Genomic DNA, 20,149 nt, shown 5'->3' on the forward strand with positions numbered 1-20,149 from the left:
TCCGCCCCCGCACCGAACTCCGCCCGCTGTCCGATCACCTCAGTCATCGCACCGCACACTCGAGGAGACTCCTGTGCACGAGCTCACCCCCGGACGGCTCGGCCGTCGCGGATTCCTGACCGCCGCAGCGCTGACGCTCGCCCCGCTCGCCGGTGGCGCCCAGCTGTTCTCCGGCGCCACCCCGGCGGCCGCGGCCGAAGATTCCTACGACGCCCTCCGCGCCACCTGGGCGGACATCTTGACGGGCGGCTCCATCGACCCGTCCGACACGGGGTACGCCAGCGCCCTGTCCACCCTGTCCACGAACGCCACCGGCCTGTGGAACTCCCTCTCCGCAAACGCCTCGGCGAACTCCCTCTGGCCCGGCCTGCCCCTGTCCGTCCCGGCCTGCATGACGGCCAGTTACAAACAACTGGCCGTCATGGCCACCGCCTACGCCACCCCGGGCACGGTGGCCACCGACGGCAGCGGCCGCGGCCTGTACGCCAACAGCGCGCTCGGCGCCGCCGTCGTGGCAGGTCTGGACTTCCTCCACACGCAGGTCTACAACGCCGGCGCGACGGAGGCGGGCAACTGGTGGGAGTGGGAGATCGGCACGCCGATCTCCCTGACCAACGCGGCCACACACGTCTACCCGCTGCTGACCACCGCCCAACTGGCCGACTACACGGCGGCGATCGACCACTTCGTCCCCGACCCCACCCTCAACAGGTACGGCTCCGCCCGCACCCTCTCGACCGGCGCCAACCGGGTCGACCTGTGCCAGGTGGTCGCCGTACGCGGCATCCTCGGCAGGAGCAGCGAGCGCCTGACGACAGCGGTCGCCGCGCTGTCCGACACCTATCCCTACGTCACCACGGGCGACGGCCTGTACACCGACGGCTCCTTCGTCCAGCACACCGACATCCCCTACACCGGCACCTACGGCATGGTCCTGCTGCGCGGTCTCACCCTGCTCTTCCAGCTCCTGGACAGCTCCGACTGGGACATCACCGACCCGGCCGCCGCGCACATCCACGACTCCGTCGACAGCGCCTTCGCCCCCTGGGTATGGAACGGCCTGTGCATGGACGCCGTCCGAGGCCGGGCCGTCAGCCGCCACGCCGAGACCGACTTCTACGACGGAAACCTCATCACCCAGGCCGTACTGCGCGCCGCGAACTCCGCCCCGACCACGGTCCAGGCCACCCGGTTCAGACGCCTCGCCAAGGGCTGGATCACCCGTGGCGACGCATACGCCCCTTTCACCGGAACCGCGGGGATCCCTGGCATCGCGCTGGCACGCCCGGTGCTCGACGACTCCTCGCTCACCCCGGCCGCCGAACCCGTCGGGCACGTCCAGTTCCCGTCCATGGACCGGGCCGTGCACCGCGGTGACGGCTGGGCGTTCGCCCTCGCCATGTCCTCCGCACGCATCGCCCGCTACGAGGCGATGAACGGAGAGAACCTGCACGGCTGGCACACCGGCGACGGCATGGGATACCTCTACCTCGCCAACGACCTCGGCCACTACACCGACGGCTACTGGCCCACCGTGGACCCCTACCGTCTGCCGGGCACCACCGTGGACACCCTGGCACTCGCCGACTCCGCCGGAACCGGCACGCGGCCGGCCGCGACCTGGGCGGGCGGGGCGAGCCTGGCCGGAAGGTACGGCAGCCTCGGAATGGATTTCCGCCAGTACGGCTCGACACTCACCGCCAAGAAGTCCTGGTTCTGCCTGGGAGACTCCGTGGTCTGCCTGGGCGCGGGCATCACCGGCGGCAGCGGAGCCGAGGTCGTCACGGTCGTGGAGAACCGCAACCTGGGTCCCGACGGCGCCAACACCCTCACCGTCGACGGCACCGCGCAGCCGGCCGCTACGGGCTGGTCGGACACCCTCGACATCTCCGGCTGGGCACACCTGAAGGACGTCGGCGGTTACCTGTTCCCCGGCGGAGCCACCGTCCAGGCCGCCCGCACGGCCCGCACGGGATCCTGGAACGACATCAACACGGGCGGCACCACCGACACCATCACCCGGCGGTACGCCTCCCTGTGCCTGTCGCACGGCACCGCCCCGTCGGCCGGGTCCTACGCCTACGTCCTGCTGCCCGGATTCAGCGCCGCCCGGACAGCGGCCCGCGCCGCCTCGCCCACCGTCACCGTGCCGGCCAACAGCGTCTCCGTCCAGGCCGTCCGCGACAGCTCTCTCGGTCTGACCGCCGCGAACTTCTTCAGCGCCGGGTCGGCCGGCGGGATCACCGTCAGCGCACCGTGCTCCGTCATCATGCGGCAGAAGGGCGGCCGACTGGTCATCGGCGTCTCCGATCCCAGCCGGGCCGCCTCCACCGTCACCGTGCGGCTGGTCCTGGGCGGCACCCTGGTCAGCGCGGACCCCGGCATCACGGTCACCCAGTCCTCGCCCACCATCACCCTCACGGTCGACGTCTCCGGTGCGGCCGGAGCCACCCGCGAGGCCACGTTCGAGGTGACCTCCGCGACCCTCACGCCCACGGTCGACGGGTACGTCCGCGACGGCTCCTACGCCGACACGAACCACGGCACGGACACCACCCTCGTCGTCAAGAACGCCAACGGCAGCGGTTTCACCAGGCAGGCGTATCTGGCCTTCGACACCACCTGCGTCTTCGGCACGGTCACCGCCGCCGCGCTCTCGGTGCACGGCTTCGTCTCCGACAGCGGCGGCACCAGCGCCACCCTCAGCGCGTACGCGGTGGACGACCCCTCATGGAGCGAGTCCGGCCTGACCTGGAACACGAGACCCGCACTCGGCACCGCCCTGTCCTCCGCCTCCGCCTCCACGACGAAGTCCACGCTCACCTTCGACGTGACCCGCCACGTCGCCGCCCAGGCCCGGGCTCGGCGGCCTGCCGGCCTGGCCGTGGCCGAGGCCGCCCCGGGGCTCGCGGTCGTCCTCAACTCCCGGGAGAACACGGTGCATCCACCGGTTCTCCACCTGGACCTCGCCGGAACGTGAGGCCATCGCCCCACCGGGGAGCGGTTCGTGCCGCGCCCACCACCCCGTACCCGGCCGTCGGGGACAACACCCGGCCGCCGCCCCTTCGAGAACCCGCGAACAGAGGAAAAAGGATGTCGTTCACCCAGGAAGAAATCGCCGACCAGCCCTCGTGCTGGTCGCAGGTCACGGCCGTGGCGGCCGGTGCCGGCAAGGCCGCGCTCCCGGCCCCCGGGGAGGAGGTCGCCGTCGTCGGCTGCGGCACCTCGTGGTTCATGGCCCAGTCGTACGCCGCCCTGCGCGAAGGCTCCGGACAGGGCCGTACCGACGCCTTTGCCGCCTCGCAGTTCCCCGCCGGCCGCCGCTACGACCGGGTGCTGGCGCTGACCCGGTCGGGCACCACCACCGAGGTCCTCGATCTGCTGGGGCGGATGCGCGGCACCACCGTCACCAGCGTGATCACGGCGGACGCCACCACGCCCGTCGTCCAGACCGCCGACCACGTCCTGGCACTCCCGTTCGCCGACGAGCGCTCGGTGGTGCAGACCCGGTTCGCCACGACAGCTCTCGCCCTGCTGCGAGCCCACCTCGGTGAGGATCTCGCACCGGTCGTGGAGGACGCCCGGAGCGCCTTGGCCGGCCCTCTCGACAGCGCGGTGGTGGCAGCCGAGCAGTTCACCTTCCTCGGCAGCGGATGGACGTGCGGGCTCGCCGACGAAGCGGCGCTCAAGATGCGTGAGGCCGCCGGAGCGTGGACCGAGAGCTACCCGGCGATGGAGTACCGCCACGGCCCCGTCAGCATCGCCGCCCCGGGCCGTGTGGTGTGGGCGCTCGGCGCCCTTCCGGACGGGCTCGCCGAGGACGTCGCCCGCACAGGCGCCACCCTGGTGCGCTCCGGCCTGGACCCTTTGGCCGATCTGGTGCGTGTCCACCGGCTGGCCGTCGCCGTCGCCACGCGGCGGGGCCTGGACCCGGACCGGCCGCGCAACCTGACCCGATCGGTCGTCCTGGCCTGAGCGGATCACCACTCGCACGCCCGCGCCGACCGGAGTGAAGGAAGCCCTCCCATGATCACCACCATCACGCTCAACACGGCCGTCGACGTGACCTACACCATGGACCGCGTCACCGCCGGAACCAGCCACCGGGTCACCGACGTGCACCGCCGGGCGGGCGGCAAGGGTCTCAACGTCGCTCGCGTCCTGATGGCGCTCGGTCATCAGGCCACCGTCACCGGACTCGTGGGGGGAGCACCAGGGGACATGGTACGGCGCGAGCTGGCGGATGCCGGATTGCGCGAGGAGCTGGTCGGGATCGCCGGAGACACCCGGCAGACCGTGACCGTGGTGGACCGGGCATCCGGCGACACGAGTGTCTTCCTGGAGCCGGGACCGTTCGTCACCACCGCCGAGTGGACGGCTTTCAAGGACGTCTGCCGTCGCCTGCTCACCGAGTCCCGTGTGGTGGTCCTCTCCGGCAGCCTGCCCCCAGGACTGCACGAAGGCGCCTACGCCGAACTGGTCGCCCTGGCGGCGGAGCGTGACGTGCCCGCGGTCCTGGACACCGTCGGCGCACCGTTGCTGAAGGCTCTGGGGGCCGGCCCCGCCCTGGTCAAGCCGAACCGGGACGAACTGCGGGAGACCCTCGGCACCGACGACGCCGTGGCGGGTGCCCGGCACCTGCTGCGAGCCGGCGCGCGGGCCGTGGTCGTCTCGCTCGGAGCCGACGGCATGATTGCCCTCACCACCGAAGGCGACTGGCGAGCCGTCCCCCCGCGGCGGATACCGGGCAACCCCACCGGCGCCGGGGACGCCGCGATCGCCGCCCTGAGCGCGGGTATCGCCGAGGGCACTCCGTGGCCGGAAAGGCTGCGGCAGGCGGTCGCCGTCTCCGCCGCCGCCGTGAGGGCCCCTCTGGCGGGTGACTTCGACTCCGCGACCCACCACGAGCTGCTCGGACTGGTCCAGACCGAGCCTCTGCTCACCCGCCCCTGATCCAGAGGGCATCCGAACCCGCGCCCACCTCTGCCCTCTCCCTTTCCGAAAGACAGGAACGACTCATGCCCCTCGTGGGAACCGGTGTACTCGCCCGGGCCGCCGCCGACTCCGGCCGCGGCCTGGGAGCCTTCAACGTCATCCAGATCGAGCACATCACCGCCATCATCGCCGGCGCCGAGGCCGCAGCCGCACCGGTCGTCCTGCAGATCAGTGAGAACACCGCCCGCTACCACGGAGCACTGCGGCCCCTGGCCGTCGCGGCGCTCGCCGCCGCCGACGCGGCGTCGGTGCCCGTCTGCGTGCACCTGGACCACGCGACCTCGCCGGAGCTGATCCGGGAAGCCGTCACCCTCGGGGTGCCGTCGGTGATGTACGACGCCTCCACCCTGCCGTACGAGGAGAACGTCTCGGCCACCGCCGGCCTGGTGCGGTACTGCCATCGAGCATCGGTCTGGGTCGAGGCCGAGCTGGGCGAAGTGGGCGGCAAGGAGGGGGTGCACACGCCCGGCGTCCGCACCGACCCGGCCGAGGCCGCCGCGTTCGTCGATGCCACCGGAGTCGACGGGCTCGCCGTGGCCGTCGGCAGCTCGCACGCCATGGTGGTACGGGACGCCGCCCTGGACTTCGCACTGATCTCCGCCCTGCGCGCCGCCGTGCCAGTTCCGCTGGTGCTGCACGGCTCCTCCGGTGTGAGCGACCCGGATCTCGCCCGTGCGGTGGCCGAGGGCATGACGAAGATCAACATTTCGACGCACCTGAACGCGACCTTCACCGAGGCCGTCCGTTCCCGGATACTGGCCCATCCGCTGTCCGTCGATCCCCGCCGCTACCTGGGCGCCGGGCGGGAGGCGATGGCCGTCGAGGTGACCCGGCTGCTGAGGCTTCTCAAGGCTGCCCACCAGGCACCCGTAACGGACACGACGCCCGTGTGATGCACGGCCCGCACGCTGAATCCCGGGGCCGACGGTACGAGTTGGCGTCCCGTGAGGATGGTCGTACCGAGCGCGTTCACCGCCCGTGCCCCCACGGACGGCGCGCGGAACTTCGGCCTACTGGTGCTGGTGCGGCGCCGGTCCAGGGGCCCGGGCCCAGGCAGGCCTGGGACCGTCCGGTTCGTCCTGCTCGGCTTCATCCGGGAGCGCGTCCACTTCGGCGCACGCACCGGAGGCCACCGGGCGTCCGAGTCGCCTTCCTCGGCGCAGTGCCGGGCAGCATGTCAGTAGGGCGCTGACAGCGCACCCAAAGCCTCCCCCCGGACCTTGCCCATGGCGCGTGGCCCCGCGTGTTCGCGTTCCATACGCATGAGTTCCACGCTGGTCTCCACCACGTTGCGGACGCGGTCGGCACGCCGGGCCGCGAACCGGTCCAGCGCCTCGGCAACGGTGGCGGCGCGCGCGATCTCCTGGCCGAGAACGGCGGCGTCCTCCAGGGCCATGCCGCCGCCGGACGACAGGTGGGCGGTCGTGGCGTGGGCGGCGTCGCCGATCAAGGTCACCCGCCCGCGGTGCCAGGGCTGCGGCACGAGGATCCACTCGTAGGGGCGGGCCAGCACGATGGCGTCATCCGTGAGCCGTTCGGCGATCTCCCGGACGAAGGGAGCGCTGTACTGCGCCAGTCGGGCGCGCAGCATCTCACGCGCCTCCTCGTCCCCGACGTGGGTGCGGGGGTGGTCGCAACCGGTGGAGACGTAGACGGTCCGTGGCGGCAGGAGACCGAAGATCACCGTGCCCTGGGGGCCGTGGTAGAAGCCGGGGCGGCTGTCACTCACGTCGGGTACCAGCCATCGCAGACTCATGTGGCCCGTGTACTGGGGTTCGAGGTCCTCATGGATCTGTCCTCGGGTCCAGGATCCGACGCCGTCGGCACCCACCACCAACCCGTACACGCCCTCGGAACCGTCGGTGAAAGTGACGTTCACATGGGTCGGGTGCCGTTCCAGCGTGGTGACGGTCGTCCGGGTACGCAGCCGGGCTCCCGCGCGGAGCGCGTGGGTGCGCAGGATGTCGGCGAGTTCCGCGCGGTGGATGACGACCGCGCCGGGCCTGCCGTTCCCGCCCGGCGGCGGGGGCATGGGCGGGACGGGCAGCGGGGTGCCCTCGGCGTCGTACATGTGGTCGAAGACGGTGCCGTGCAGAACGTTGCCGCGGGCCGCGCAGTCCTCCAGCAGTCCGAGTTCGTCCAGGCCGTCGACGGCGCGGCCGGTGAGGCCGATGGATGCCCCTTCGGGCCGGTCATCGCGTTCGACGACGTCGACCGCGGCGCCGGCGGCACGCAGGGCGACGGCCGCGGCGAGTCCCGCGATCCCGCCACCGATGATGAGGATGTCGTCGACCGCAGGGCGGACGTTCATGCGTGGACCTCGTTCTTCCATGCGCCGTAGACGGGCTCGCGGTCGGCGTGCTCGTTCCGGCAGCGGTTGCGCTGGCGGCCCAGCCCGGTGATCTCGCTGTCGATGATGTCGCCGTCGGTCAGGAAACGACCGTGGTGCATACCGTTCCCGGGCGGGGAGCCGGCGATGAGGATGTCTCCCGGCATCAGCCGCACGCGTTCGCTGGCGTACGCGACCAGCCGGGGGAAGTCGAAGACCATGTCGTTGGCGGGCCAGTCCTGCATCACCTCGTCGTTGAGCCGCAGCCGGATGCGGACCTGGTCGACGTCGACGAACGGCGCGGGGACGATGAAGGGGCCGGCGGGCTTGAAGCCCGGCTGGTGCTTGGCGATCCAGTCGTAGCCCCACGGGATGTCGGTGCGGCGGAACAGGTCGACCGTGCCGAGGTCGTTGACCATCAGGTAGCCGGCGATCAGGCCGGCGGCCGCCGAGGGCGTGGCGTTGCGCGCGCCCCCGGAGAGGACGACGCCGATCTCCAGCTCCCAGTCGTGCTGTACGCCGACACCCGGCAGCACGATGTCGTCGTCCGCTCCCGCCAGCGAGGAGTGGAGACCGGTCCAGAGGAAGGGTGTGCCGTCGTCCGCCCGCTTCTCCATCATCGCGTAGTTGCGCCGGTAGAAGTCCTCGTCGCTCTCACCCGGGAACCGGTTGTGCTGGTTGAAGGCGTTCTTGGTGAGCATCTCGGCTACGTGCTGTTTGTAATTGGCTCCGGCACAGAGCAGGTTGGGACGGGCCAGCGGCGGCAAGGCCCGGATGTCCTCGATCCGGTGGGTGGGCTCCTCGCCGGAGGCGAGTCGCGTCAGCTCGCCGAAGGCTCGCTCCCAGTCGTCGAACACCGCGTGGGTGTCCGAGAATCTGGCGGAGATGTCGATGACCGAGCCGTCGGGGAGCACAAGAGCGGGGAAGACCAGGGCGGTATCGGCGAAGGTACCGATTCCGAATGTGCCGGGCAGAAGACCGGTCCTGGGGTGAGGCTGCGGATACGGGTGGTTCACGGATGTCTCCTTCGGCCCGGGGGGGTCAGGTGGTGTAGTCCCCGGTGGTGAGGCCTCGAAGTTTCGCCACGTAGTCCATGACGAAAGGCATGCTGAAGCCGCCCGCCAGGCGCAGGGCGAAGTTGTAGACGAGGAAGGGGTGTGCTCCGGCGACGATGAGAGCCCGTACGTCCCGGGTGACGAGCGCGTCCCGTTCGCCTTCGAGAAGGTCGCGGCCCGCGAGAAAGCCCGCAGGGTCGGCGGTGAACGCGGCGGCGGCGCCAGGGTCGCAGTAGACGTTCCACAGGACTTTGTCGGTCTCGTACCGGGACATCAGTCCGCCTTCGCCATGAGGTCGTTCTCGCTCCAGCGGAGGAAGCCGGCGGGAGGCTGGGTGGGGCCGGAGACCAGCTGGGACCAGGTGGCACGCGCGTCGCCGACGAGGCCGAGCGCGAAGACGTAGTCCAGGAATCCCGGCGTACCGTTGCCCTCCTTGCTCAGTCGTTCGAAGGTGGCACCGGCGACGAGTTCCGCGATGTCGCCGGTGTGCAGGGTCTCCCACGTGGCCGTGTCCCACGGACTGAGAGGCTGGCGCACGAAGTCCGCCATCCGGGGCCCTCCGATGGCGTTCGACATGTGTCCGCTGGTGACGACGGCGACCCTGCTGTCCTCGTCGAACGACTCGATGAGCTCACGCACGGCCTGTCCGAGCTGGAAGAAGCGGCTGCCGGGCGCCACCGGTGGGGCCATGACATTGGTGAACACCGGCACCACGGGCACGTCCTGTTCGGGACGGAGCAGACCGAGCGGGACGACGAAGCCGTGATCGAGCGTGAACTCGTTGGAGTAGGCGAGGTCGAAGTGCCCGTCCAGCCCTCGGTCGAGGAGGTGCCGGGCGAGCGCCCCGTCGATCCGCGTGTCGTACGGCTCCAGTCCGAACAGTTCCCGCTCGTGCGCGAACGGCCCCTGGGCCCGCGGCGCCTTCCCGATCAGGAACTGGGGCATCTGGTGCATGAACCACTGGTTCAGGTGGTCCCCGGCCACCATGACGATGACGTCGGGCCGAGCCGCGTCCAGTCGGCCCCTCAGATACTCGAAGGCGTCGCGTGTCGCGGCCGCCGCGACCGGAAGTTCGGCTCCCGACCGCAGCGCGGCGGGGATCGTCGGGTCGTGCGGCACACACATGACTTCCACCAACCGGGCCACCTCGTCACCCGCTTCCGGTTGCCGGGGCCGAGCTGAGTTGTCCGGACATCGCGGCCTGCTCCTGTCGTCGGTGCCCCGAAGAGCGGTACTTCGCCTCGGTCGGCGCACGGACGGCACGCGTGGCCGGTCCTTCTTGCGCCGACTCCACTGTGGCGGTCGACGGAATATCAGGGAAGATGATGCTGCTTATAGCCGATATCACCAACTTGGATAATGGGGGCGGCGTGCCGCGCGAAGTCGACTACAACCTGCTGCGGGCTCTCCAGGCGCTGCTGGAGGAGCGCAGTGTGACGCGCGCGGCCGAGCGCCTGCGGGTGAGCCAGCCCGCGGCGAGCGCCGCGCTCGCCAAGCTCCGCCGGCACTTCGCCGACGACCTCCTCGTCCGGTCGGGAAACGGTTACGAGCGGACTCCGCTGGCTGCTCGGTTGTTGGAGCGTGCCGCGCGCGCCGTCGGCTCCGCAGACCATGTCTTCTCGCTTCAGCCCGACTTCGACGCAGCCACGTCCGAGCGCGCGTTCACGTTGATGCTGTCCGACTACTCCATCGCGGTACTCGGCGGTCCACTGTCACGGCTGCTCGCCGCTCAGGCTCCCCGAGTGCGGCTCCACCTCCGGCAGGTGACCGCCGAGGCGGTCGATTCGGCCTCGGAGGCCCTCGGCCGAATCGACGCCTTCCTGCTGCCGCACGGTTTCCTGGCTTCGCTCCCCTACGAGGACCTTCTCCAGGACGAGTGGGCATGCCTGATCTCGGCCGACAATCAGGTCGTGGGCGACGAACTGACCCGGGACGACCTGGGCGCGCTTCCATGGGTGTCCGTCTTTCATCGCCCCACGGCCTTCACCACCGCGATCCGTGAGCTGCGCATGCACGGGATCGAGCCGGACGTCCAACTCGTCACGGAGAGCTACAGCACTCTCCCGGCGCTGATCGCGGGGACGAACCGCGTCACGCTCATCCAGCGCCGCCTGACGGCGGGGCTCGACCTGACGGAGAATTTCCGGGTACTTCCCTGCCCCGTACCGCTGGCATCGCTGAACCTCGCGATGTGGTGGCATCCGACCCATACGGCCGACGCCGGCCACCAGTGGCTGCGCGCCCTCGTCGGAGCGGCGGCGGAACGCCTCGGCTGAAGGCCGAGGGGTGGTGGTGCGCCTCGGCTGAAGGCCGAGGGGTGGTGGTGCGCCGTGGGGGTGCGGTGCCGGTTCGAGGCGACCGGGCGGCGGACCACGGCGCCGGAAGGCAGTCGAGACGGATGCCTTCCGGCGGGTGCGGTCAGGGAACCTCTGCGTGCGCACGAGGGCTATCCGGACGGTACGCGGCGGCGCAGGCGTACCAGTTCGCTGAAATCGGCAACCTGGTCCGCCAGCTCGGTGAGGCGGTCGGCGGTCGCCCGGTCGGTGCAGTCGCCGGCCGGGGTGAAGAGCGGGGTTCCGCCGGTGTTGAGGGTGACGCCGAGCGGGGTGGGCCAACCGCGCATGGCGTGGACGACGGAGCGCAGCGAGGTGAGGGTGGTTCCGCAGGCCTGCCAGCCGGCCGCCGTGACGACGCATCCGACAGGACGGCCCTGGAAGTAGGGGCGGGGGTCGTCCCGCAGGTCTTCGAGGAGATCGAGGGCGTTCTTGACGAGGGCCGAGATTCCGCCGTGGTAACCGGGTGTGCCGATGATGATGCCGTCGGCCCGGCGGACCGTGTCCACGAAACCGAGCTGGGCCTCGGTGCGTGCCGGGTGCTCGGGCCGGTAGTGGGGCAGGGAGGCGAGGAACGAGCCGTCGAAGTGCCTCGTGTCCGCTCCGTGTGCGGCGGCGGCACGCAGCGTGGTGACGATGGCCCGTTCACTGGAGGAATGGGGGCGGGTGGTTCCGCCGATCCCGATGATGAGCATGTGGATCACGCGTCCTGGGAGGTGGTGAGAGCCAGCATGCGCGCGGCGTTGTGGTCCAGGACGGCTTCCTTCTCGGCTGCGGTGAGGTCGGGTGACTCCTTGATCATCCGGACGGACTCGGTGAGCGAGGCGAAGATCGCGTCGCTGCCGAGCAGCAGGCGGTCGGCACCGACCGTGTTCCTGGTCAGGCGCAGGGCCTCGGGGATGTCCTGGACCGAGGTGTCGTACCAGAAATTCCGCAGCAGGCCCATCGGGTCGTCGGGGTCGAGCGGCAGCTTCTTGATCCAGTCGAAGAAGCCGCCGCCGACGGCGGCTGTGGCACTCATTTCGATGCCACGCCGCAGGTTGCGTTCGTAGCGGTGCCACAGGTAGGGCAAAGTGCCGCCGCACAGGGCGAAGACGAAGCGGAGACCGGGGTGCCGGGTGGAGAGTCCGGACAGCGCGATGCGCAGGGGCGCCAGCGCGACCTGTGTGGGGCTGCCGAGGGCGAACTGGAGCCCGAAGGCGTCGAGCCCGGGGTGACAGACGGAGTCGGAGCCGACGGGGTGGACGTAGACGACGGCGTCGCGTTCGGCGAGGTGGGCCCAGAAGGGTTCGTGGTCGTGGTGGTCCAAGGGGCGTCCGCCGACGATGCAGGGCAGGGCCACACCGGCGAAGCCGAGCTCGTCGAAGATGCGGTCGGTCTCGGCGACGGCCCGGTCGACATGGTGGAGCGGGACCGAACCGAAGGCGTTGAACCGGCCGGGGTGCTTGTCGATGACCTCGGCGTAGACGTCGTTGATGTGACGGGCCGCCGCGGTCGCTCCCTCCGGGTCCGCGACCTCGGTGTTCAGGCCGACCGCCGACAGGATCTGCAGGTCGACCTCCGCCTCGTCCATCTCGGCGAGGCGGGTGGTGAAGTCGTCGCTCTGCCGGCCGGCGGTCACCAGATCGGTCCGGCCCAGGGAGACCAGAAGATCGAGGTAGGAGGCGGGCCAGTAATGGGCGTGGACGTCGATGCGCACGCGGTCTCCTCAGAGGGCGGTGTCGGCCGGCTGGTGCTCCGCCGCGATCTGCGCGGGACGGAGCGGCGGGAAGAGTTCGTTGTCGATGTCGGGCAGGACGTGCTTGGCGAACAGGTCGAAGGAACGGTTGGCCAGTTCGGGCTGGTACGGGCCCACCAGGAAGCGGACGTTGAGGTGGCGGACGCCGAGCCGGTCGTAGGCGCGAATCCGGTCGGTCACCTGTTCCGGTGTGCCGGCCAGGATCCAGGACGCCACCCATCGGGCGTGGGCGGGGAAAGGGTCCCGCTCCCACGCCTCGGGAGGTACCGACGCCAGTTCACGCAGAGGGCGCGGGTCGGCCTTGCGGTCGAGCATCGGGACGCGGCCTGCCATTGCTTCGGCCATGTCCCAGGCTTCGTCCTCACTGGATCCGACGAAGATGTGCCGGGTGACCAGCGACTTGCGGGTGACGTCGTCGATGACGGTGGCGTCGTGGCCGCTGCTCTCCAGTTCCGCGCGGTGTCGGGCCAGGAGTTCGGCGGCCTCCGAGGGAGGGCAGGGTCCGAGGAACACGGGGAAGCCGCGCCGGGCGGCGTCCAGCACCTTGGCGGGGGTGTTGGTGCCGATGGCGAGCTGCGCCCCGTCGCGCCGGTAGGAGACGGGCATGATGCGTCCGGTCAGCGAACCACGGTCCCAATCGGTGTCCATGACGATCGGAGGTCTGCCGGCGCTCTGCCGCTGCGCACGCCGCAGCAGGTCCAGCTTGCTCGCGAAGATCTCGTCGCGACGCCTGGGGTCCAGTCCGAAGTTCTCGAAGTCGGGCGAGAACCCGACCCGGCCGGCGGACATCCCCAGCAGGAACCGGCCGCGCAGCAGCAGGTCGACGAGGTTGGAGTCCTCCGCCAGTCGCAGCGGATGGTGGAGGACCAGGGGAACGATGGTGGTGCCGAAGTACGTCTCCCCCAGGTGCGGGGCGAGGCGGGCGGCCATCAGCAGGGGGTTGCTGTAGGGCTCGTAGCCGTTGAAGTGCTGCTCACCGAAGGTGACCATGGCGAAGCCCTGGTCGGCGCAGCGGATCGACTGTTCGACGCACAGGTCGATCAGGGGGCGGTCCTGCTCGGGCGAGTAGGCCATCGGGCCCATGAAGACGGAGATGTGCACGGTGTTTCCCTCGGGTGGGTGACTCGGGTCAGCGGACGCCGCGGATGGGTGCGATGCACACGGCGCTGAGAACGGCGAAGAGGGCTCCGACGGCGAAGAGCATCAGGTAGTTGCTCCCGGGCTCGCTCGACAGGGTCCCGAAGCCGATGGTGAGGAAGACGGGGGCCATGGCCGGGGCGAGCGACTGGGGCAGGAGGTTGGCCACGTTGATCACCCCGAGGTCCTTCGCGGCATCCCGCTCGCGGTCCGGGAGTACGTCGGTGACCAGGGCCATGTCGACGGCGAAATAGATGCCCTGGCCGAGGCCGATGAGCACCATGCCGGCGAAGTAGATGGGGAGCGCGGTGGCCAGGGCGAGTACGAGCAGTCCCGCGGCGGCGACCCCCGCGGCGGCGATCACGAAGACCTTGCGGCGGCCTGTGCGGTCGGACAGCGGACCGAACACCGCGCTTCCCGCCACGACCACCACTGTCTGCACCATCACTCCCAGCGGGATGATCCTGGTGGCATGCCCCTCGACCAGACCGAGTTGATCGGTGAGGTAGAAGAGCTGGTAGTTCAGGACCGCCGAGATCGCCATGAAGATCGCGAACCGGCTGAGCCAGGCCCAGGCGAAGTCGGGATGACGACGAGGGCTGAAGGTGAAGCTGCGCATCAGGTCGCCCCAGTTCAGCGGCGTCCGTTCAGCAGCCGGCAGGACCCGGTCCCTCAGCGTCAGACACATCACGGTGACGGCCACGACCATCACGGAGCCGGGCACGAGAACGGCAGCGGCGGTCGACACCTCGCTGAGCGCCCCGCCGACGGTGGCACCCGCTGTGGCGGCCAGCGCCTGGGCGACACCGAGCAGCCCCGACACCCGGCCCCGGGCCCCCTGAGGCACATGGTCGGGCATCAACGCCATCAACGCGGCCAGGACGGCGTTGCACCCGATCTGCGCCAGCGACCAGCCGATCACCAGCATCGGGACGCCGCCCGCCACTGCCACGAGGAGGAGGCCGGCGAATCCGAGGAGGGCACCGGCCAGCAGGATGGGCCGCCGCATGCCCAGGCGCCACGTACAGCGGTCGGACAGCCGGCCGGCGACCGGGTTGGCGAGGAGACCGAAGACCGCGCCGACTCCGAGCACCAGGGAGAGGGTGCTGCTCTTGCTGTCCGGAGCGATCTCCTCGGCCCGGATCTGCAGTACCAGCATGACGGGCGTCAGAAAGCCCAGCCACAGCCCGAAGTAGCCGAACCCGAAGGAGAGGACGAAGCGCGCGCCCAGGCGTGGTGTGTCCCCCGGCGGCCCTGACTTGCGTATGACGGGTGAAGCGGTCACGGCGGCTCTCCTATGACCAGGAATGGGGTGAAGTCCGGGCTCTCGACGGCCCGTTGGTGGTACCTTCCCGCGACGTCACGTCATCGGGAATACCGAATTTCCGATTGCCGCTATCGCCTTCGTCTATATCCGGTGGAGCTCTCATGGATCTGCGGAGCATCGATCTCAACCTCCTCGTCGCTCTGGACGCTCTGCTCAAAGAGCGCGGGGTGAGCCGTGCCGCTCAGCGCCTGGCGCTGAGCCAGCCGACCCTGTCGGCGTCACTGGCCCGGTTGCGACGGCACTTCAACGACGAACTGCTGCACCGGGTCGGCAATCAGTACGTGCTCACGCCGCTGGCCGAACGCCTCGCCGCGATGACAGGGGACACGCTGAACGGCGCCGAGCGGATCTTCACGAGCCAGGCTTCCTTCGACCCCGCCACCTCACAGCGACTCTTCACCCTGCTCACCACGGACTACGGGCTCGCCGAAGCAGCGTCGGCCGTGTGCTCGGCCATCGAACGCGAAGGACCGCGCATGAGGGTGCGTCTGCGCCACATCACACCGGAGTTCGCCGAACGGGGAGCGGAGGGCCTGCGCAGCGTGGACGGCCTGCTGATGCCCCACGGCTACCTCCCCGACCTGCCGCACCTGGACCTCTATCAGGACCGCTGGGTGTGCGTCGTCTCCGCGGACAACGCCCTGGTCGGCGACGAGCTGACCATGCACGACCTCGCCACGCTCCCGTGGGTGGACGCTTTCGGAGGTCCGGGCGGAAGCACCCCGGCCGCCCGCCAACTGCGGTTGCTCGGAGTCGAACCCACCGTGCAGGTCTTCGCCGACAGCTTCCTCGGCGTACCGTTCCTCGTCGCCGGCACCAACCGGGCGGCCCTGCTGCAGGAGCGTGTCGCCCGGCGCATCGCGGACCGTCCCGACCTGCGCACGCTCGAGTGCCCCTTCGACGCCGTCCCGCTGACGGAGGCGTTCTGGTGGCACCCGGTCTACACGCACGATCTGGAACACGTCTGGTTGCGGGGCCTCCTGACGGAGATGTTCCCGCAGCCCGCTCATTAGGGGCCGCCGACGATGCACACGCTTCACCCCTGCCCCTCACCGGGCGCGGTCATGGTGTCGACGCCCACCCGGGGCATGACCTCGTCGGTGAACAGGCGGAACGAGCGGCGGAAGACGTCGGGATCGTCGAGAGGGCCGAAGATGAAGCGCAGGTGTACGTGCGGCAGCCCGGCGTCCCGGTAAGCGGCCAGCTCGGCGGCGACCGTCTCCGGACTGCCGATGACCATCGTGCGCCGCAGATAGGCCCCCTGGCTCTCCGGTGCCCCCATCGCGGGGGCGAACTCGCCGGGGTCCGCCTCGTAGATCTTCCGCAGCGGCCAGCCGTCCTGACCGGGATCGCGCCGGACCCACGGCGCGATGACCATGGGGCCGGTGAGCAGGTGCTCCGCCACCTTCCACGCTTCGTCGTCGGTCTCGCCGACGAGGACGAGCTTGGTGTGGACGAGCCAGCCCAGGTTCTCCTGGATCAGGCCGGCCGGGTGTCCGGCCTCCTGCATGCTCGTACGGTAGAGCGTGGCGAGGCGGGCGGCGCCGGTGGGATCGAACGGCCCGAGGTGGACCTTCTGCCCCCGCCGTCCCGCCTCGGCGATCTTCGCCGGAGTGTTCGTACCGATGGCGTACAGGGGGTGCGGCCGACGGTACGAGGCCGGCATCATGCGGCCCTCCATGACGCCGTGCTCGTCGTCGGTGGCGAACTCGAGCGGCCCGTCCGACGCCCGGTGCGCCCACGCTCTCAGCATCACCTCCAGCTTCTGGTCGAACAGCCTGGCGCGCTGCGCCGGCGCCAGGTCGTGCTTGTGCCATGCCTTGCCCTCCCGGGGCCGCCCGCTCGACATACCGAGGATGAAACGGCCGCCGGTGAGCTGGTCCAGCAGGTTGGCCCGTTCCGCCACGAACAACGGGTGGTGCAGTACCAGGGGGATGACGCTGGTCCCCAGGTAGGCCCGGCGCAGGCGGCCCGCCAGGAAGGCGGCCATGGTCAGGCCGTCGGCATAGGGTTCGTAGTTGTTGAAGTGCTGTTCGCCGACGTAGACGGCGGTGAAGCCTGCCGCGTCGGCCGCGATCGCCTGCTCGATACCGAGGGTGATGGCCCGCCGGTCCTCGTGCGGGCCGCGCACGCCGGGGCCGAGGAACAGGGAGAAGTACATGGCGCTCCGATCAGCTGGCCGGGCGTGCGGCTGCGCGTGGGCGCCGAACGCCCGCGGGCGGTGGGTCGGCGGGGCGCCGTCGCGCCGCCGCCCGTAGCGGAAAACTCACTGGAACAGCTCCGCCAGCCCCGAGTGCCCGGCGCCGGTGCCGAGGTGCTCGGGACGGATCCGCTCGGGCGTCGGCCCCGGGATCTGCCGGGCGTCGACCAACGGCATGACCTTCTCGGCGAAGAGGTTGAAGCCGCGCCAGGCCTCGGCCGCGTCGAAATCGCCGTACACGAAACGGGCGTTGATGCCCTCGATCCCCGCGTCGGCGTACTCCAGCAGCTGGCGGGCCACGGTCTCCGGGCTGCCGACGATGGCCGACGCCTGTATCCACTCGGGCGCGGTGAAGGTGCTGTTGGCGATGTCGACGGGCCCGTCGACGGTGTCGTCCCACAGTTCCTTCATGGAGCGGGTGTCCTCCAGCGTGCGACGGGTGGCGACGGAGTAGGTGAAGTTCATGAAACCGCGCAACTGCCGCTCCGCGATCTCCCACGCCTCCTCATCCGTGTCGGCGATGACGATCGCCTTCGTCACGCTGGACAGGGCGAGGCATTGCGTGCGTACGTCGTCCGGGTGCCCTGCGGCGTCGAGCGCGGCCCGGTAGACCGCCGTCTTGCGGGCGGCCTCGGCCAGGTTGTAGCGCCCCAGCGCGACCGGCCATCCCTGCGTGCCCGCGTGCGAGATGGTGGCGTCGGTATTGGTGGCGAACCCGATGACCGGGTGCTCCTTGCGGTACCCGACCGGCATGATCCGTAGCGCGAGGACGCCCTCCTCGAGGTCCGTCCGCCACGCCAGCGGCTTGTCTCCGGGCTCCTTGGCCCATGCCCGCAGGGCTACGTCGATGCGTTGCAGCGCCACATCCTTGCTGTAGGAGGCGGGGACACCCCACTGCGACGCGATGAAGGGGAGATGGCCGGTGGACAGGCCGATGAAGCACTTGCCCCGGGTGAGCAGGTCGATGAGATTGGCCTGCTCGGCCAGCGCGATCGGGTTGTGGTAGGCGAGATTGACCACGGTGGTGCCGAACCACGCTCGTTCGAGGTGCCGGGCCACTTGCGCGCCCATCATGAACGGCGAGCTGTAGGGCTCGTAGCCGGTGAAGTGCTGCTCACCGACGTTGACCAGGGCGAATCCGGCCTTGTCGGCGGCGAGCGCCATGTCGTAACAGAAGTCGATCAGCGGCAGGTCGTCCGCCGGGCCTCGGCCGGTGGGACCGAGAAAACAACCGATGTACATCAGTGCGCCTTCCCTTCCAGGAGGTCCGCTCCCCGGGCGAGCACCGCGTCCGCCTCGGGCGGGGACAGGCGGCTCCGGAGTTCCTCTGTGACCCGCGTGGCGGTGCCCCACGGGCTGTCCGATCCGAACACGAGCCGGTCGATCGCGTCGGCCCGCCGGGCGGCCAGCGTCAGCACGGGGTCGATCGACGAGGTGTCGAACCACAGGCCGTCCAATGCCGACAGCACCTCGGACGCCTCGAAGCGATCGCCGTGCTGCGCCCCACGCTCGAGGCTCTCGGCGAGTTTCGACCGGGCCACGAGCAGGTTCCCGCCCATGCCTCCGATCAGCAGCCGAACGCGAGGGAACCGCGTCATGACCCCGGCGAGCGCGAGCCTGGTGACGGCGATCGCCTCCTCGGCCGGTGACCCGAACACCGGGCCGAGCAGCATCGGATACTCCGCCACGCCCACCCCGAGGTTGTTCGCGACGCCCGGATGGAGGTGGACCACGGCAGAACGGGCATCCAACTCCGCCCAGAACGGGTCGAACCGCGGTGCGTCGAGCGGGACACCGTCGGCCGAGCAGCCCAGGCCGATTCCGGCGAACAGCAGATCGTCGAGGCAGCGGATCGCTTCGGCGACCGCGTCCTCCGTGTGCGGCAGCGGCACGGCGCCGAAGGCGCGGAGCCGGCCGCCGTGGTCGGCGACGATGCGGGCGTACAGGTCGTTGGCGAACCGCGCGCCGTCGACGGCGGCCCTACGATCGGGCCAGTACGGCTGCACCGCGCCGAGTCCCAGTACCTGCTGGTCCACACCGGCACGGTCGAGGTCCGCGATGCGCCGGGACTGGTCCTCGGAGTGCCGGAGCGGGTACGGCCTGCCTGACAGCTCGGTGAAGCGCTCACCCAGCACGGCGGGCAGGTGATGTGCGTGCACATCGACGGTGACCACGTGTCTCCTCCACGGTCGGGGAAAACAAGACTGGACCGGTCTAGTTTGGTCTGTCAAGATGTATCCACTGCCACCGCCGAGTCGGCACCGAGACGTCCACCCGCACCCGCACGCCGCACCGCCGACGCACCCCTGAGGAGCCATCACATGGCTGACGCACTCCGCGCACCACAGCAGGACCGGAGCCGCGACAAGCTGGAACGCATCTACGAGGTGAGTGTGGAGCTGCTCGTCGAAGGCGGCTGGGACGCCGTCACCGTCGGGAGCGTCGAGCGCCGCTCCGGTGTCAGCCGCGGGGCGTTCTACCTTCGCTTCCCCAACCGCGAAGCGCTGCTCGACTACACCCGGAAACGCCTCATCGCCACGGTGGGCAAGGACCAGGACGCGGCCTTCGAACGAGCCCGGGCCGCAGGGGCCGAGACCCTCGACGTCGCGGTGGTCGCCGCCGTGGAGGCCATCGCCCACGTCTTCCGGCGGCACGGCCCGGCCCTGCTGCGCCTGGACCGCCAGGACGCGGAGCGCGAGGCCGAGAAGAGTGCGGGCGCCAAGGCGATGAACCGGCTCAGCCAGGAGTTCCGCTCCGTCCTGGAACCCCTCACCGGGGCGGATCAGGCGTGGCGAACGCATCTGGAGTTCGCGACGGAGATCGTCTTCTCGATGCTCGTGCTCAGGTCCCGCCCCCGCGTCACGTTCTCCGAACACACCCGACGTGACTGGGACACGTTCATCCACGACGTGTCGGACGCCGTCACCGACTACCTCGGCGCCCGCATCCCGCCGGCGGCCCGGGGAGAGGCCTGATCACGCGCGGGAGAACGGGAGCCGTGCTGACGAAAACGTGCTCCCGGGCCTGGATCAGTG

18 protein-coding genes are annotated in these 20,149 nt (G+C 70.4%); 7 read left to right on the forward strand and 11 right to left on the reverse strand.

Annotation, left to right across the window (positions count from 1 at the left end):
* Positions 1-73 precede the first annotated feature (73 nt).
* From ACIP63_RS21365 to ACIP63_RS21380, 4 genes are all read left to right on the forward strand, one after another.
* Positions 74-2,980 (forward strand): polysaccharide lyase family 8 super-sandwich domain-containing protein, encoded by a 2,907-nt coding sequence (locus tag ACIP63_RS21365; protein WP_401517741.1) that lies wholly within the window; start codon positions 74-76, stop codon positions 2,978-2,980.
* Positions 2,981-3,093: 113 nt separating this feature from the next.
* A complete protein-coding gene (locus ACIP63_RS21370; RefSeq protein ID WP_401517743.1) occupies positions 3,094-3,975 on the forward strand; it encodes an SIS domain-containing protein in 882 nt (293 codons plus the stop codon).
* A gap of 51 nt (positions 3,976-4,026) precedes the next feature.
* Positions 4,027-4,953 carry a 1-phosphofructokinase family hexose kinase gene (locus ACIP63_RS21375; protein WP_401517746.1) on the forward strand — a complete coding sequence of 309 codons (927 nt, stop codon included), beginning with the start codon at positions 4,027-4,029 and terminating at the stop codon, positions 4,951-4,953.
* A 65-nt stretch (positions 4,954-5,018) separates the two neighbouring features.
* Positions 5,019-5,888: a ketose-bisphosphate aldolase gene (locus ACIP63_RS21380; protein ID WP_401517749.1), complete on the forward strand. Its 870-nt coding sequence runs from the start codon at positions 5,019-5,021 to the stop codon at positions 5,886-5,888.
* 284 nt (positions 5,889-6,172) lie between these two features.
* Here the strand turns inward: ACIP63_RS21380 and ACIP63_RS21385 are convergent, their stop codons facing one another.
* The 4 genes from ACIP63_RS21385 to ACIP63_RS21400 are packed head-to-tail and all read right to left on the reverse strand — an operon-like array spanning position 6,173 to position 9,504.
* Positions 6,173-7,306: an FAD-dependent oxidoreductase gene (locus ACIP63_RS21385; protein ID WP_401517752.1), complete on the reverse strand. Its 1,134-nt coding sequence runs from the start codon at positions 7,304-7,306 to the stop codon at positions 6,173-6,175.
* On the reverse strand, positions 7,303-8,340 hold the full coding sequence (locus ACIP63_RS21390; protein WP_401517755.1) for a fumarylacetoacetate hydrolase family protein: 1,038 nt from the start codon (positions 8,338-8,340) through the stop codon (positions 7,303-7,305). Before ACIP63_RS21390 ends, ACIP63_RS21385 begins: the two co-directional genes overlap by 4 nt.
* A gap of 25 nt (positions 8,341-8,365) precedes the next feature.
* Positions 8,366-8,653, reverse strand: coding sequence for a hypothetical protein (locus ACIP63_RS21395; RefSeq protein ID WP_401517757.1), 288 nt, complete (start codon positions 8,651-8,653; stop codon positions 8,366-8,368).
* On the reverse strand, positions 8,653-9,504 hold the full coding sequence (locus ACIP63_RS21400) for an extradiol ring-cleavage dioxygenase (protein ID WP_401517760.1): 852 nt from the start codon (positions 9,502-9,504) through the stop codon (positions 8,653-8,655). Before ACIP63_RS21400 ends, ACIP63_RS21395 begins: the two co-directional genes overlap by 1 nt.
* A 245-nt stretch (positions 9,505-9,749) precedes the next feature.
* Between ACIP63_RS21400 and ACIP63_RS21405 the strand changes: the two genes are divergently transcribed.
* Positions 9,750-10,655, forward strand: coding sequence for a LysR family transcriptional regulator (locus ACIP63_RS21405; RefSeq protein WP_401517763.1), 906 nt, complete (start codon positions 9,750-9,752; stop codon positions 10,653-10,655).
* A gap of 170 nt (positions 10,656-10,825) precedes the next feature.
* Here ACIP63_RS21405 and ACIP63_RS21410 read toward each other — a convergent pair whose 3' ends face one another.
* Genes ACIP63_RS21410 through ACIP63_RS21425 form a run of 4 tightly spaced genes read right to left on the reverse strand, consistent with a single transcriptional unit; the run spans position 10,826 to position 14,872 of the window.
* A complete protein-coding gene (locus tag ACIP63_RS21410) occupies positions 10,826-11,407 on the reverse strand; it encodes an NADPH-dependent FMN reductase (protein WP_401518293.1) in 582 nt (193 codons plus the stop codon).
* Positions 11,408-11,412: 5 nt separating this feature from the next.
* Positions 11,413-12,411, reverse strand: coding sequence for an amidohydrolase family protein (locus tag ACIP63_RS21415; protein WP_401517764.1), 999 nt, complete (start codon positions 12,409-12,411; stop codon positions 11,413-11,415).
* Between the two features lie 9 nt (positions 12,412-12,420).
* Positions 12,421-13,551, reverse strand: a complete 1,131-nt coding sequence (locus ACIP63_RS21420; protein ID WP_401517767.1) for an LLM class flavin-dependent oxidoreductase — start codon at positions 13,549-13,551, stop codon at positions 12,421-12,423.
* A gap of 28 nt (positions 13,552-13,579) precedes the next feature.
* Positions 13,580-14,872 carry an MFS transporter gene (locus ACIP63_RS21425; protein ID WP_401517770.1) on the reverse strand — a complete coding sequence of 431 codons (1,293 nt, stop codon included), beginning with the start codon at positions 14,870-14,872 and terminating at the stop codon, positions 13,580-13,582.
* Positions 14,873-15,015: 143 nt separating this feature from the next.
* Between ACIP63_RS21425 and ACIP63_RS21430 the strand changes: the two genes are divergently transcribed.
* The gene (locus ACIP63_RS21430; RefSeq protein ID WP_401517771.1) at positions 15,016-15,927 is read left to right on the forward strand and encodes a LysR family transcriptional regulator; all 912 of its coding nucleotides are present in this window, start codon (positions 15,016-15,018) and stop codon (positions 15,925-15,927) included.
* Positions 15,928-15,950: 23 nt separating this feature from the next.
* On the opposite strand, the gene ACIP63_RS21435 is transcribed toward ACIP63_RS21430, so the two are convergent.
* The 3 genes from ACIP63_RS21435 to ACIP63_RS21445 form a co-directional block, all read right to left on the reverse strand.
* Positions 15,951-17,075 carry an LLM class flavin-dependent oxidoreductase gene (locus ACIP63_RS21435; protein WP_401517774.1) on the reverse strand — a complete coding sequence of 375 codons (1,125 nt, stop codon included), beginning with the start codon at positions 17,073-17,075 and terminating at the stop codon, positions 15,951-15,953.
* Positions 17,076-17,180: 105 nt separating this feature from the next.
* Positions 17,181-18,356 carry an LLM class flavin-dependent oxidoreductase gene (locus ACIP63_RS21440; protein ID WP_401517777.1) on the reverse strand — a complete coding sequence of 392 codons (1,176 nt, stop codon included), beginning with the start codon at positions 18,354-18,356 and terminating at the stop codon, positions 17,181-17,183.
* Positions 18,356-19,288: an amidohydrolase family protein gene (locus ACIP63_RS21445; protein WP_401517779.1), complete on the reverse strand. Its 933-nt coding sequence runs from the start codon at positions 19,286-19,288 to the stop codon at positions 18,356-18,358. The genes ACIP63_RS21440 and ACIP63_RS21445 overlap by 1 nt, the downstream gene beginning before the upstream one ends.
* Before the next feature lie 147 nt (positions 19,289-19,435).
* Between ACIP63_RS21445 and ACIP63_RS21450 the strand changes: the two genes are divergently transcribed.
* Positions 19,436-20,089, forward strand: a complete 654-nt coding sequence (locus ACIP63_RS21450) for a helix-turn-helix domain-containing protein (protein WP_401517782.1) — start codon at positions 19,436-19,438, stop codon at positions 20,087-20,089.
* Positions 20,090-20,149 lie beyond the last annotated feature (60 nt).

The sequence above is a fragment of the Streptomyces sp. NPDC088746 genome (assembly GCF_044751065.1).
Lineage (GTDB): Bacteria > Actinomycetota > Actinomycetes > Streptomycetales > Streptomycetaceae > Streptomyces.

Coding starts and splice junctions, on each gene's coding strand:
- ACIP63_RS21370 (WP_401517743.1), top strand. CDS start 3,094: ATGTCGTTCACCCAGGAAGAAATCGCCGACCAGCCCTCGTGCTGGTCG.
- ACIP63_RS21375 (WP_401517746.1), top strand. CDS start 4,027: ATGATCACCACCATCACGCTCAACACGGCCGTCGACGTGACCTACACC.
- ACIP63_RS21380 (WP_401517749.1), top strand. CDS start 5,019: ATGCCCCTCGTGGGAACCGGTGTACTCGCCCGGGCCGCCGCCGACTCC.
- ACIP63_RS21385 (WP_401517752.1), bottom strand. CDS start 7,306: ATGAACGTCCGCCCTGCGGTCGACGACATCCTCATCATCGGTGGCGGG.
- ACIP63_RS21395 (WP_401517757.1), bottom strand. CDS start 8,653: ATGTCCCGGTACGAGACCGACAAAGTCCTGTGGAACGTCTACTGCGAC.
- ACIP63_RS21400 (WP_401517760.1), bottom strand. CDS start 9,504: ATGTGTGTGCCGCACGACCCGACGATCCCCGCCGCGCTGCGGTCGGGA.
- ACIP63_RS21410 (WP_401518293.1), bottom strand. CDS start 11,407: ATGCTCATCATCGGGATCGGCGGAACCACCCGCCCCCATTCCTCCAGT.
- ACIP63_RS21430 (WP_401517771.1), top strand. CDS start 15,016: ATGGATCTGCGGAGCATCGATCTCAACCTCCTCGTCGCTCTGGACGCT.
- ACIP63_RS21435 (WP_401517774.1), bottom strand. CDS start 17,075: ATGTACTTCTCCCTGTTCCTCGGCCCCGGCGTGCGCGGCCCGCACGAG.
- ACIP63_RS21440 (WP_401517777.1), bottom strand. CDS start 18,356: ATGTACATCGGTTGTTTTCTCGGTCCCACCGGCCGAGGCCCGGCGGAC.
- ACIP63_RS21450 (WP_401517782.1), top strand. CDS start 19,436: ATGGCTGACGCACTCCGCGCACCACAGCAGGACCGGAGCCGCGACAAG.